Here is a 12,295-nt window from a genome sequence, read left to right as displayed (position 1 = left end):
TGCAATTTCTGTCAAGGCCATGCAAATGTTGGCGAGAAAGCAGCGTCATCCTGTCAGGGGCGTGCCGAGCGGAGATCGCCCGGCAGGGCAGTCATCGGGCGCCCCGAGAGCACGGCGATCGCACAGGTCACCTGCACACTGACGGCCTTCTCGGCCGGGTTGCCGACGGGCGTGAACGGCCGTCGAAGACCTTGCGGAGTCAAAAGAGATCTTCTAGTGTTCCACGGCTTGATGAGGGCACTCCCGGAAAAAGGGGCCCCGAGTTCTCGAAGGCATTTCCGCCACTTCCTGTCCCCCGTGAAGAAAGGCGATCATCGTGCCTGACCTGGTCCTTGGTGTGACCGGCCCCCGGCGGCACAGGCCTGGCCGGGCCGGACAGCAGCCACCATCCGGCCTTGATCCCTTCCTGCCGTCACGCCGAACGAGTCCGGCCACTGCCGGCCGACGGAGCCGGATATGAAGGTTTCCCTGACCGGTGCGGCGGAGACGCTGCTCGCTCCCCTCTACGCGCGGGCCCTGGACGCCCGTTCTCCCCGTCCGCTGCTCGCCGACCCGGTCGCGGAGGAGCTCCTGGCGAAGCTCGACTACGACTTCAGCCGGCTGGGGATGCGGCAGTCCAGTGCCATCGGTGTCGCCCTCCGGGCTCGGTACTTCGACCAGCGTGTACGGGAGTTCCTCGCCGCACACCCGGAAGCCACCGTGCTGCACCTGGGATGCGGTCTGGACAGCCGACTCCAGCGCATCGCACCGGGACCGGACGTGCGCTGGTTCGACGTGGACCAGCCGGACGTCATCGAGCTGCGCGAGCAGCTCTACCCGCCCCGGCCCCACAGCGAGACCGTCGCCGCATCCGTCACCGACCCCAAATGGCTGGCACGCGTACCCACCGGCCGACCGGTACTGGTGGTCGCCGAGGGCCTGACCATGTACCTCGCCGCTGACGAAGGACCGCGCATGTTGCGGAGCCTGGTGAAGCACCTGGCCCGAGGGGAGATGGTGTTCGACACCTACGCCCGGTTCGCCGTGCGGTCCACCCGCTCGATGGCGCTGTTCCGGCAGACCGGCGCCCGGCTGGCGTGGGGTGTGGACGACCCCCGTGAACTGGAGCGTGACGTTCCGGGGCTTCGGCTGGTCAAGGCCGCCAGCGCCTATGCCACCGCGGCCGACGCCGATCTCCGGCACCTGCCGCTCGTGCTGCGGCTCCGGCTCGCATTCGACACCGAGGTCCTCTCACGGCTGCCGCTGCTCCGGCGGGTAGGCCACATCTCCCGGTATGCCTTCGGTGAGGATGAACGCATTTGAGACGGAACCGAGGTCCTGGAACACTGCGCGTACCACCTCTTGCCGGGAACAACTCCTTTTCACGCCAAAGAGATCGCGCCAGCTACGCGGCTGCGTCACGCAACGGCTCTGCCACACTGCCCCTGTGCTGACCCGATACCTCCTCTCCCATGGCTTGTCCTTACTGGGAAACACCGTGGCAACCATCGCCCTCCCCTGGCTGGTGCTGTTGCGCACGGGCGACGCCGCGGCGGTCGGCCTGGTCGCCGCCGCCAGTGCGCTGCCGATGCTGGTGTCCGCGGTGGGCGGAGGAGTGCTCATAGACCGGGTCGGCCGACGCCGGCTGTCCATCGGTGCGGATCTGGCATCCGCGGCATGTGTCGCGGCGCTGCCGGTCATCGACAGCGTCTCCGGTCTCACGGTCGCCTGGTTCGTCGTGCTCGGGATCGCCGGCGCCCTCTTCGACGTGCCGGGTATGACTGCCAGGGAAGCGCTCGCGCCCGATGTCGCGTCCGCCGCGGGAATCGGCATGGAACGCCTGGCCGGGCTGCGGGAGAGTATCGGCGGTGGCGTCGTGATGCTGGGTCCCGCAATGGCCGGCGGGCTCATCATGCTCGTCGACCCGACGACGGTGCTGTGGCTCACCGCGGCCTGCTCGGCTCTCGCGGCGCTCACCACGCTCACACTGCCGCGGTCGATCGGAGCGCGGCCTGTCGCCCCGTCTGCGGCAGGCGGGCTCCGGGCGGACGTCGCGCGAGGATTCAGTGTGCTCATCGGTGACCGTGTGCTGGCTTGCATCACGCTGGTGTCGGCGGCGAGCGTGGTCGTTCTGGCGCCCTTGCAGAACCTCGTACTACCGGTGTACCTCGTGGACAAGGGCTCGCCCGGCGGCTTCGGCTTGGTGGTGTCCTTGCTGGCGGTGGGCGGGATCGGCGGCGCGGGGCTCTACGCGGCCATCGGGTCCCGCTGGCCGCGGCGTTCGGTCTTCCTCGCGGCGCAGGTCATGTCCACGGTCGGCATCGCCGGCCTCGCCCTGCTCCCACCGGTCCCCGTGATGCTGGGGGCCGCCGTCCTCGCCGGGATCGGGGCCGGCCCGCTGCCCGCCCTGTTCCTCGTCCTGGTCACCGAAAGGATTCCGGAAGAGGTGCGCGGCCGGGTGCTGGGATTGCAGAACGCGGTGTCGATGACGGCGGTTCCGCTGGGCACCTTGGGCGCCGGCCTGTTGGTCGAGTGGATCGGGCTGCGGCAGACCGGGGCACTCCTTGCCGTCGGGTGGGCCGCGGTGGCCCTCGCGGTGGCCGTGCTTCCGGCGCTGAGACACTTGGATGCCGAGCCGAAGGACCGAGGGGTGACGACGGCTGATGCCGGCGCGGTCACCCCGGCCGTGACGGAGCAGTGAGCCTTCGCGTCCGCCTGACGAGGTATCCGTCACGGCCCGGCGTCGGCGGCGGGTATCAGAAGGAGAACCCGATGATGCCGAAGCCGGGTCGGCTCTCCACGGAGACCGTGGTGCTTCCCAAGGCCGTCAGCCCTTGATCAAAGATCGACAGCCACTCGCCCTGGTACGGGCAGAAGCAGGAGTTGTCGAGGAAGGACCCGGTCAGGGAGCACAGCCGCTTGTACGCGTAGCCGAAGGCTCAGTGAGGAACTCATACGAGGAACCTCGACGCGGCCACTGACAACGCGGCGAACGGACCTGCGGCGGTGAGCGGGGGAGCGGTCACGTGATGGTGGTGTCCCCGAAGGAGACGAGGAGCCGGCGCAGCATCTCCGCGAGTTCTTCGCACTCCGCGCGGTCGAAGGGTTCCAGCATGCCGGCCTCGTGCACGAGGTGGTCGGTCATATAGGCGCGGGTGATCTCGTGTCCCCGGTCGGTGAGCCTGATCTTCACGGAGCGCCGGTCCGCGGTGTCCCGCACCCGTTCGACCAGGCCCTTGGCCTCCATGCGGTCGAGGCGGTTGGTGATGGCGCCCGAGGTCACCATGGAGGCCTTGCGGAAGGCGCCGGCGGTCAGCTCGTACGGCGGGCCCGAGCGCTGGAGTGTGGACAGGACGTCGAACTCGCCGAGCTCCAGGTCGCGTTCGGCGGCGAAGGTCCGGAGCCTCTTCTCCAGTGCCGTGCCGAGCCGCTGCAGCCGGCCGAACACCTCCACCGGCCACAGGTCGTCGGCCAGGTCGGGGCGCTCCGCGACCCACTGCTCGATGATCTCGTCCACTGCGTCGCCGCTCATCGCTCTCCCTCAGCCGGTCCGGTGCCCCCCGTATGTCACCGCCGATGGTATCTCAACGTTGAAACACTTGACGTTGAACGATCATGATGTTTTTATCTCAACGTTGAAACAATCAACCTTGAGCAAACGGAGACCACCGTGTCCACGTGCCCCCTCGTCCTCGATGCCGACGCCCAGAGCCTGCTCTTCCGCGAGGCCCGCACCGCGAATGCCTTCTCCACCGAGCCGGTGACGGACGAGCAGATCCAGGCGGACTACGACCTGATGGTGATCAACATCGGCAGGCCCGGCGAGAACGCCTGGTACCCGCGCGCCCCGCGCCTGGCCTACGGCCAGGCCGTCACCACCGTCTGACGCCCGCCTTCGCCTGCCCCGCCCAGGAGTTCTCATGTCCGACCAGTTGGTGGCCGAGCCCGCCACCGCCTCCGCGTCCCCGCTCACCGGCAAGGCGCCGTCCGGGCAAGTGCCGGCCCTGTGGCTGGCCCTCCTCGCGGCCCCCATGGCCATGGGGGCCAACGCGCCCGTACTGATCCTGCCCGCCATGGCCCGCTCCCTCTCGGTCCCCACCGCCACCGCGACCTGGCTGGTCACGGTCTTCGCCTGGGCGATGACCATCGGCACCCCGCTGTGCGCGGGACTGATCAGGCAACGGGGGCTGCGACCGGCCCTCCTTCTGAGCGGGACAGCCGTCGCCGTCGGCACCACGCTCGTCACCACCGCGCCCTGGCTGCCCCTTGCCCTCACCGGGCGCGCCGTCCAGGCCATCGGAGGCGCGGGCCTCGTGGCCGTGGCCATGAACCTCACCGGGTCCACCCGGCGCATGGGCGTCATCACCGCCGGATTCGGGATCCTGGGCGCCTCGGGGCCGCTGCTCGGCTCGGTCCTCGCGAGCGCCGTCTCCTGGCGCCTGGCCCTCGCGCTGTCCGCGGTCTCACTCCTCGCGATACCCGCGGTCTGGCGTCACACGCATCGGACACCACCCGCCGCCACCTCCTTCGACGCCAGGGGAGCCGGTCTCGTGGTGGCCCTGGCCTCGGCACTCATCCTCATCCCCACCGCGCCGCTCGCCGCCGCACTCGCCGCCCTGGCCATCGCTGTCCCCCTGACGGTCCACGCGAGGCGCCGCCCCGACGGGTTCGTCCCCGCCGCCCTCCTGCGCTCACCCGCCTTCATCGGATCCGCGCTCCTTGCCTGTGCGTTCTCGACCTCGTACTTCGCCCTCCTCTTCAGCCTGCCGAGGCTGATCGCACAACGCACACCGTGGACCACGGACGCCATCGGCACCGGGCAGCTCATCGCCCTGCTCCTCGGCTCGGCCCTGTCCTGGCTGCTCTCCGCCTCCTCCGGACGTCTGGCACCCCGCACTGTCCTCACCGCCCTGATCACCCTCGGCGCACTCGCCCCCCTCACCGCGGCTTTCGCCACCTGGGGGCCGCTGCTCCTGCTCGCTGCCACAGCAGCCGTTCTCGTCTCCACCGGCAGCAACGCCGTCCTGTCCATCCGGGCCACCAAGGACGCCCCGGACCACCAACGCCCCACGGCCATCGGGCTGTTCGTGCTCTGCTATCAACTGGGCGGAGCCCTGGGCCCCGCGCTCGCGGCCCTGCTGGTCCTGACATGAGACCGCCGCCCGGCGACTGTCGGGCCCAGGTGGTCGATCGGATGACATGACTTTTCGGATGCAGTGCCTCCACACGCGGTGGCACTGCGCTGTGCGCGCCGGTGACGTCGGGCGAAAGGGCGGGCCCAATGGTGGTATGGACACGATTCCAGCCCGCCGCGACCGGGCTCACCAGAGTCAAGTCGACGCGTTCGCAGAGCTGAGCGCCGACGCCGCCGCCGAGATCGAGGACGCATTCACGGACCTGTACATCGCTCCGTCCGCCTGTACGGCACCCGCTCCCGTGGCGTTCTGCCTGCCGGAGGGGGCCGAATGCCTACCCGGCATCGACGTCTGTTGCTCGGGATTCTGCTTCACCGCCGCGGGGGAGCTCAGGGCCCACTGCCACGGGTGACCGGCGCGGGAGGAAGAGCGGTGACCGTTCAGCTGAGCCCTGACGCCCGGTTGGTGGAAGTCGACGGCGGCGCCATACTGCTGCGCTGCGACGTTCCCGCAGCCGCCTGGGTATCTCCTGCCGCGCTGGACTGGGCACGTGGTCTCCCTGTGCCGCCTGAGCACACGGCCGACTACGCGCGGTGTCTGGAGACATGGCGGTCGGCAGGCCTCGTCAGGGGCCAGGGCCTTCGAGACGATCCGGCTCTCGCGGAGAACCCCGCGGGCCGGGAGGGGGCGGGACCCGGCCGCATGAGCGCATCCCACCCGGTACTGGTGGTGGCGTCCTCTCCCGACTGCGGCTACTGCCGACAACTACGGTCTGATCTGGACGCCAACCGGCACACTCTGATCCACCGAGGTGCGTCGGTGCTCCTCCTGGGCGAGGGCAGTCCCCTGACGTGGGGTGCCGCACTGGAATCGGACCGCGCCGACGAGCTGGCCGCGACGTACGCGGAGCTGGGGCGGCTGGGCACCCCTGCCGCGGTCCGGCTGTCACCCGGCGGTCCCCACCGGGCGGTGCGCGGATTCGAAGCGGTGACCGCTGCCCTGGTCGAGCTCAGCGGCTCGGAACCGGGCCGGGTGATCTGCGAAGTACCGACTTCCTGCTCGGTCGGAGTGAACGGTGCGCCCGTGGACGCATTGGTCATCGCGCGGGCCGGTGCGAGGGCGGTCGGGATCGCCGCGCGGGGCGAGGGGGCAGTGCGGATGGCCACGCTCGCGGCGGAGGACACCCCCGCAAGCAACACCGTACGGGGATACGTACCGATCACCCTGCTCGTGGAACGTCCCGGAAACCTGTGGTTGGTGTTCCGCGGTGGTGAGCTGGCAGCCCGCTCCCGCAGCGAGAACGAGACACTGGACGCCCTGAGACGTATCGTCGCCGGGTTCGGGCCTCCCGGGCCCCGGCAGGTGCGGCTGATGTGCGGGGCGCTCACGCGGACCGAGGGAGAGCGGGCTCTGCTCTTTCCCAGAAACTGGATGTCGTATCTGGTGGAACACAACTCCTCCCTGGCGAGAGCCGGTTGGCGACTTGCCCCCGATCCTTTCGCCTGTCTGGAGCCCGGCCCGGACGGTGCGCCCCTGCTCAGCCACCCGTCGCGGACGGCTGGGCTCGTCCAGCGCACACCGGTGGTGGGAGTGCTCGTTCCACGACCGACGGTGGTGACGCCGGGGCCGGCCACCCGGGCGAGGCTGCTGACCCGGATCGTCAATTGGGCTGTGCGGCCCGTGTCACCCGATTTCGTCGGGACCGTCTGCGCGTGGGTCGCCGACTTGCCCCTCCATCTGGGCACACAGGAAGAAGCACTCGCTTTCCTCTCCCGCTCTCCGGACGCCGTATGAGCAGCGGTTCGCAGGAGAGGGTTCTCAGTAGAGGATGGAGGGCAGATACGCTCCGGCGGGCTCGTTGTAGAGCCCGATGGTCATCAGGCTCATGAGCTGCTGGACTTTCAGGCCGCGCCGCAGACACCACTGGAGCAGGGCGCTGTTCCGCGCGGGGACGAGGATGCCGGGGCCGCCGAAGGCGGGAGCCGCGGCGATGAGCGCTCTGATGTCGTCGGTGCTCTCACCGACCGCGTGGGCGAAGAACGACAGGTCCGTGGCGTAGCCGGTGATGCGCCCGTCGTGCTCGGTCACACGGGCCGTGCCCATGGCGATCGCGTCGCTGACCTCATCGCTGCGATCGGCCCCGTGGACCTTCCGGCACACTTCGTCGCAGGCTGCCAGGTCCGCATCGGTCGCCGCCCGCACTCCGTAGCCGGGCACGCTTCCTCCGATCGGCTGCCCCTGCAGACACGCCAGGGTTTCGCGGAACTCGAAACCGAGGCCGGCATAGAGCGCGAACGACCGTGCGTGATAGCCGCTCTGCAGCAGCCGGATTCCGGGTGCCTGCCGCTCGGCCGCCCGTCGCATGACGTCGTGCATGAGACGGCGCCCGATGCCGCCATTCTGGGTGGCCGGGTCCACGGTGATCGGCCCGACACCGACGACGGGCGACCGCTCGTCGAGGAAATTGCTGCCCACGATCCGGCCGTCGAGTTCGGCGACGACGCTGTAGAAACCGGGGTGGCCGATCAGCGTTCCGCACACTCCCGCGGCCACGTCCGCACCGGGAAAGTCGGAAGCGAATCCATGCTCACGGGCGATCCCGGAAAACGCCTCGAAGCAGATCCTGCCGCACTCCGTAGCGTCATCCGCCCTTCCGGGGCGCAGTACGAGATCCACGATGGCATCTCCTTCCGGCCTGCAACCCGACCGAGGCTCTCCTTCCATCAAACGCGCTCGCCGCCGCATCGGCAAACGGGTCTCCTCGGCCGGCTTCCCGGGCGCCGACGGCGTCATCCGTAGAGGAGGTGGGCGCGGCGGTCGGCGTCGAAGGCGGCGAGTTCGTCGTGCCAGGACGCGGTGATGTCGTCGAGGCCGGCCCCGGCGTCGGTCATGGTGCGCAGGCGGTCGGATCCGGCGAGCTTGTCGATGAAGTGATCGGTGCGCCAGGCGAAGCCCTTCCAGGTCTTCCTCGCGGTGAGCAGCAGCGCCACGGCGGTGCGGACGGGGTCGTATGCGGCGCGGTCGTGGACGTGGATCTGGAGACCGCCGACGACCTTGCCCGCGTACCTGGAGAACGTCGGCGTGTAATACGCCTCGCGGAAGTGGGCGCCCGGCAGGCCGAGGCCGTTCACGGCGTCGGCCCAGGCGCCGTCGACGCCGGGGGCGCCCAGCATCTCGAAGGGGTGGACGGTGCCGCGGCCCTCCGACATGTTGGTGCCCTCGAAGAGGCAGGTCCCGGAGTAGACCAGGGCCGTCGCGGGGGTGGCCATGTTGGGGCTCGGCGGAACCCACGGCAGGCCGGTCGCGTCGTAGAAGTCGCCGCGACGCCAGCCTGCGACGGGAACGACCTCCAGATCGACCCGGCGGCCGGCCGCGGCGGGGAGGAACCGGTCGTTGAAGAGGAGAGCGAGCTCGCCGGGCGTCATCCCGTGGGCCTGGGCGATCGGCTCGCGGCCCACGAAGCTGGCGTACTTCTTGTCCAGGACCGGGCCGAGGGCCTGGCGTCCGCCGACGGGGTTGGGCCGGTCCAGGACGACGAACCGCCGACGGGCCATGGCGGCGGCGACCATCGCGTCGTAGAGGGTCCAGTTGCAGGTGTAGAAGCGGGCCCCGCAGTCCTGGAAGTCATGGACGATGGTGTCCACCGCGGAGCGGTCGATCACCTCCGCGAGGGCCTTGCCGCTCCTGAGGTAGGTGTCGAAGACGGGGAGCCCGGAGGACCGGTCGACGGTGTCACCCTCCGACTTGCCGGCCTGCGGGGTGCCCCGGTAGCCGTGCTCCCCGGTGAAGATGGCCGTCACCTTCACCCGGTCGTCCGCATGCATGACGTCCACGATCGAACGGCAGTCACGGGTGACGCCTGACATGTTCGTCAGCACCCCGACCCGCTGTCCCTCCAGCATCCGGTAGCCGTCGGCGGCCAGATTCTCGAACCCGGGCCGTACGGAGGGCAGTACGGGGCCCTTCCGCCTGCGGCCACCGTCGGTGCCGGCAGCGGACCCGTTACCGGGCGTCAGCAGCATGGCCGTGCCGGCCGTTGCCGCAGCTCCGAGGAGCGAGCGCCGAGAGGTCGTCATGGCCACGGACAGTAGCGGTAGCGGTGCAGGGGCATGACCGGGGCGCGCGGGGTTGGGCCGTGTGAGAGCGCGTCGGTATGACGTCCGAGGGCGGGTGTGAGAGCCGGAATCGGCTGTCACACCCGCCCTCGTCGGCGCACCCCTGACTGCTTGTCAGGACCTACCGGTCATCAGCAGGTGGGGCCGGCCGGCGGAGTCTCGAAGGTCTGACCGTTGGCCTGGAGCAGCCCCACGTACTTCTTGTTGCAGGGGTAGCTCATGTTCCAGGTCGTGTTGGCCCGCTCGCCGGTGCTGATGGTCTTCCACGGGCCCCAGTCCGCGCTGTTGGTGCGGAACCCGAGGCGCGCCTGGATGGTCGAGCCGGCCTTCTTGGTGTAGAAGACCTCGATGCGGGAGGGGCTGGTGTTGAGCGAAATGCAGAGCTGTCCGTTGCTCATGCTCGTGCACTTGACCCTGTCGCTCCCCGACGCCGCGGCCGGTGCCGACGCCGGCGCTGACGCCTGAGTCGACGCCTCACGCACGGATGCGTGGGCGGGCGCGGCGATGAGCGAGGTGCCGGCTGCTACGCACGCGGCGACAGTCAGAGCGATCCGACGGCTCATATGGTGTTCCCCCTGGTGGTGTTGGTCAAGATCAACGGTGGCGAGACTACAGGGAGGTGATCGTGTTTTCCATGGTTGGAAGGTGCCGATGATGACTGATCCGGGCGGGCCAGGTGCGGGCTGCCGGCCGCTGCCGGACCCGACAGGACCGGGCACAGGATGTCGGGTCCGGCAGGGTGGGTTCCTCCTAACGTGAGTGATCGAAAGGGAAGGAGGCCGCGGTGCTGGAGTCACTGAACCAGGCCATGGAGCACATCGAGGGCCGCCTCGATCAGCGGATCGAGGCGGCTGACCTGGCGCGGATCGCGATGACGTCGGAGTACCACTTCCGGCGGTTGTTCTCCGCGTTGGCAGGGGTTCCCCTGTCGGAGTACATCCGGCGCAGGCGGCTCACCGTCGCGGGAGCCGAGGTGCTGGCCGGGGACCGGACGCTGCTGGAGATCGCGGTGCGGTACGGCTACACCTCGGGGGAGGCGTTCGCACGGGCGTTCCGCGCCCTGCACGGCGTCGGTCCCGGCGAGGCCAGGCGGTCCGGTGCGCGACTGCAGTGCCAGCCGCGGTTGTCCTTCCGACTCACCGTCGAAGGGAGCAGCAGCATGCGGTACCGGATTGTGGAGAAGGATGAATTTCGAGTGGTGGGCAGGAAGGCACGCGTCCCCCTCGTGCACGAGGGGGTGAACCCGGCCATCGCCGCCTTCATCCGGGACATCGGCCAGGACACGCTGCGCCGCATACGGAGCCTGTCCGATCAGGAGCCGAAGGGAATCGTCTCCGTGAGTGACCAACTGGACGACAGCCGAGCCGAGGGAACCGAACTCGATTACTACCACGGGGTGGTGACCGGCGCCGCCGTGCCCGAGGACCTGGACGAGCTCACCGTCCAGGCCGGGACGTGGGCCGTCTTCGAGAGCTCCGGACCGTTTCCGCAGGCGCTCCAGTATCTGTGGCGGGACGTGTTCACCCAGTGGTTCCCGTCCAACCCCTACCGGAGCCGGCCGGGGCCCGAGATCCTGCGCACCCAGTTGTCGCAGGACGGGACTCAGGCTGACGCGGAACTGTGGATCCCCGTGGAACGGACCGCGGTCTGAAGATGAACCTCCAGGATGACCGCGGTGCCCGCGACCGTTCGATCCTCGTGCATGGTGATCCGCTCACCGGGCCGGACGTGCTTCCACTGGGAGGGTGTGAGGGGCACGAGGCGAACCGTGGCCCGCCCGCCGGGCTCCAGATACGGCATGTCCTCCACCCAGAGCCCGGCGATGTCGACCGCCGGTTCACCGGTGGGTGACAGGTGCCCGATGTCCCACATGGGCCGGAGAACTCCGGGGCTGGGGATCGGCGTGGTGCGTCGTGCCTCGGCGGCAGGACGGAGCGTCAGGTCCGCCCGGATCACGCCGTTGCGGATCTCGGAGCACCGCCAATGGCACCAGGCCGCGCTTCGCTCGAGCCGGAGCTGGTCAGCTGCGTCGGCGAGTTTCTCCCAGAACGGGAGGGGGAGTGGATGACCGTCCCCGAGTTCCTCCAGCAGGCCGAGGGCGATCTCCCACTCGTCGTGGACGAGGTAGTCCCAGATGTCTCCCACCGTGATGTCGTTCTCGGTGGCGATCTCTTCCGGCACCAACAGGGAAACCGATTCGAGCAACTCAGGGACATCCATGCGGTCATTGTCGACCACCTCAATTCACTACCCCTCCTGCGCCCCCGTATGCGCGCAATGCGCCCCCACAATGCCGCCGTGCGCCCAGAGATGTGAGGCGATCTGTTTCGGTCAGCGGCGCTGGCCTTGATACTGACGTAACGCCATGGGCGGGCACGGACGGGGGAGAAACGGTGGCACGCAAGCGAGCACGCGAAGACGCACCCGATCGAGCATTGATCACAGAAATTGCCAAGGATGTGATCGAGGGGATAGCCCGGGAAGAAATGCCGATGTTCTCGGCGGCCAGCCAGGCATACTTCGCCGATCCACAACGGGCGATCTCCGGGAGAGGGTCACGGCAGGCGCCGCTCGGCTTCGGATCCGGGATGGTCGAACTCATCTTGACGCCCATCGTGCTGGCCGCCACAGCCAAGGCCGTCGAGTGCCTGGCCGAAACCATCCTCGAGCGCACCCCGGGAGAAGGCACCACCGCGGCCCTGCGACGGATCTTCCGGGTCGGGCATCGTTCCCCCGGCACCCCGGTACCCGATGATGCTGATCAGAGGACACCCTCCGGAGCCGTCGCCGTCGAATTGCGGCAGGAAGACATCGAACGGCTCAGGCAGGTGGTGGAAGCCACCCTCCATGAGTGCGGGACCGCTCCGGAAAGTGCCCGTCTGATAGCCGACGCGATCATAGGCCGGTGCCGGACTCCACGGCCGACCAGCTAGCACCGCGGCACCGCGATGACCGCGATCAGGGAAGCTTTCACCGGGCGGCGTAACGGACACCGCGCATCACCAGGCCTTCCCGGTGGTACCACCAGCCGGCTCGTCCTCCTGATCGCGGCAGTGGGTGCGGGCG

Annotated in this window: 12 protein-coding genes and 2 pseudogenes; 8 read left to right on the top strand and 6 right to left on the bottom strand. The window is 69.3% G+C overall.

The genetic code is table 11. The annotated features are described in order from the left end of the window. Positions 1-456 precede the first annotated feature (456 nt). Both JO379_RS00390 and JO379_RS00385 read left to right on the top strand, forming a co-directional pair. Entirely contained in the window at positions 457-1,302 is an 846-nt protein-coding gene (locus JO379_RS00390; RefSeq protein ID WP_209513223.1) for a class I SAM-dependent methyltransferase, read from the top strand. Positions 1,303-1,426: 124 nt separating this feature from the next. After that, positions 1,427-2,680 (top strand): MFS transporter, encoded by a 1,254-nt coding sequence (locus JO379_RS00385; protein ID WP_209513222.1) that lies wholly within the window; start codon positions 1,427-1,429, stop codon positions 2,678-2,680. 55 nt (positions 2,681-2,735) lie between these two features. Here the strand turns inward: JO379_RS00385 and JO379_RS34295 are convergent. Both JO379_RS34295 and JO379_RS00380 read right to left on the bottom strand, forming a co-directional pair. Beyond that, a pseudogene (locus JO379_RS34295) lies at positions 2,736-2,906 on the bottom strand (hypothetical protein); the annotation flags it as partial. 95 nt (positions 2,907-3,001) lie between these two features. After that, on the bottom strand, positions 3,002-3,511 hold the full coding sequence (locus tag JO379_RS00380) for a MarR family winged helix-turn-helix transcriptional regulator (RefSeq protein WP_209513221.1): 510 nt from the start codon (positions 3,509-3,511) through the stop codon (positions 3,002-3,004). Positions 3,512-3,649: 138 nt separating this feature from the next. Between JO379_RS00380 and JO379_RS34020 the strand changes: the two are divergent. The 4 genes and pseudogenes from JO379_RS34020 to JO379_RS00360 all read left to right on the top strand — a co-directional run. Next, positions 3,650-3,778 (top strand): annotated as a pseudogene (locus tag JO379_RS34020) (malonic semialdehyde reductase); the annotation flags it as partial. Between the two features lie 121 nt (positions 3,779-3,899). Then, positions 3,900-5,132 carry an MFS transporter gene (locus JO379_RS00370; RefSeq protein WP_209513219.1) on the top strand — a complete coding sequence of 411 codons (1,233 nt, stop codon included), beginning with the start codon at positions 3,900-3,902 and terminating at the stop codon, positions 5,130-5,132. Positions 5,133-5,268: 136 nt separating this feature from the next. Next, complete coding sequence (locus tag JO379_RS00365) at positions 5,269-5,526, top strand: hypothetical protein (RefSeq protein WP_209513218.1); 258 nt, start codon at positions 5,269-5,271, stop codon at positions 5,524-5,526. 290 nt (positions 5,527-5,816) lie between these two features. Beyond that, positions 5,817-6,908, top strand: a complete 1,092-nt coding sequence (locus tag JO379_RS00360) for a thioredoxin domain-containing protein (RefSeq protein ID WP_209513217.1) — start codon at positions 5,817-5,819, stop codon at positions 6,906-6,908. A gap of 24 nt (positions 6,909-6,932) precedes the next feature. On the opposite strand, the gene JO379_RS00355 is transcribed toward JO379_RS00360, so the two are convergent. The 3 genes from JO379_RS00355 to JO379_RS32980 all read right to left on the bottom strand — a co-directional run bounded on the left by JO379_RS00355 (position 6,933) and on the right by JO379_RS32980 (position 9,627). Then, positions 6,933-7,790: a GNAT family N-acetyltransferase gene (locus JO379_RS00355; protein WP_209513216.1), complete on the bottom strand. Its 858-nt coding sequence runs from the start codon at positions 7,788-7,790 to the stop codon at positions 6,933-6,935. A 113-nt stretch (positions 7,791-7,903) separates the two neighbouring features. Next, complete coding sequence (locus JO379_RS00350) at positions 7,904-9,190, bottom strand: exo-beta-N-acetylmuramidase NamZ family protein (RefSeq protein WP_209513215.1); 1,287 nt, start codon at positions 9,188-9,190, stop codon at positions 7,904-7,906. Positions 9,191-9,360: 170 nt separating this feature from the next. Beyond that, positions 9,361-9,627, bottom strand: a complete 267-nt coding sequence (locus tag JO379_RS32980) for a hypothetical protein (protein WP_245381317.1) — start codon at positions 9,625-9,627, stop codon at positions 9,361-9,363. A gap of 386 nt (positions 9,628-10,013) precedes the next feature. Between JO379_RS32980 and JO379_RS00340 the strand changes: the two genes are divergently transcribed. Further along, the gene (locus tag JO379_RS00340; RefSeq protein ID WP_209513213.1) at positions 10,014-10,880 is read left to right on the top strand and encodes an AraC family transcriptional regulator; all 867 of its coding nucleotides are present in this window, start codon (positions 10,014-10,016) and stop codon (positions 10,878-10,880) included. On the opposite strand, the gene JO379_RS00335 is transcribed toward JO379_RS00340, so the two are convergent. Further along, positions 10,832-11,449: a hypothetical protein gene (locus JO379_RS00335; RefSeq protein WP_209513212.1), complete on the bottom strand. Its 618-nt coding sequence runs from the start codon at positions 11,447-11,449 to the stop codon at positions 10,832-10,834. The two genes, JO379_RS00340 and JO379_RS00335, sit on opposite strands and share 49 nt — an antisense overlap. A gap of 173 nt (positions 11,450-11,622) precedes the next feature. Here JO379_RS00335 and JO379_RS00330 point away from each other — a divergent pair, with 173 nt between their 5' ends. Continuing rightward, positions 11,623-12,162 carry a hypothetical protein gene (locus JO379_RS00330; RefSeq protein ID WP_209513211.1) on the top strand — a complete coding sequence of 180 codons (540 nt, stop codon included), beginning with the start codon at positions 11,623-11,625 and terminating at the stop codon, positions 12,160-12,162. The last annotated feature ends 133 nt before the right edge of the window (positions 12,163-12,295 follow it).

Source organism: Streptomyces syringium, from assembly GCF_017876625.1.
GTDB lineage: Bacteria > Actinomycetota > Actinomycetes > Streptomycetales > Streptomycetaceae > Streptomyces > Streptomyces syringius.
This window is presented reverse-complemented; position numbering and strand designations above follow the sequence as displayed.

Excerpts from the sequence above, each read along its gene's own strand:
- JO379_RS00370 (WP_209513219.1), top strand. The coding sequence starts at position 3,900 with ATGTCCGACCAGTTGGTGGCCGAGCCCGCCACCGCCTCCGCGTCCCCG.
- JO379_RS32980 (WP_245381317.1), bottom strand. The coding sequence starts at position 9,627 with ATGAGCAACGGACAGCTCTGCATTTCGCTCAACACCAGCCCCTCCCGC.
- JO379_RS00365 (WP_209513218.1), top strand. The coding sequence starts at position 5,269 with ATGGACACGATTCCAGCCCGCCGCGACCGGGCTCACCAGAGTCAAGTC.
- JO379_RS00380 (WP_209513221.1), bottom strand. The coding sequence starts at position 3,511 with ATGAGCGGCGACGCAGTGGACGAGATCATCGAGCAGTGGGTCGCGGAG.
- JO379_RS00335 (WP_209513212.1), bottom strand. The coding sequence starts at position 11,449 with ATGGATGTCCCTGAGTTGCTCGAATCGGTTTCCCTGTTGGTGCCGGAA.
- JO379_RS00350 (WP_209513215.1), bottom strand. The coding sequence starts at position 9,190 with ATGACGACCTCTCGGCGCTCGCTCCTCGGAGCTGCGGCAACGGCCGGC.
- JO379_RS00390 (WP_209513223.1), top strand. The coding sequence starts at position 457 with ATGAAGGTTTCCCTGACCGGTGCGGCGGAGACGCTGCTCGCTCCCCTC.
- JO379_RS00360 (WP_209513217.1), top strand. The coding sequence starts at position 5,817 with ATGAGCGCATCCCACCCGGTACTGGTGGTGGCGTCCTCTCCCGACTGC.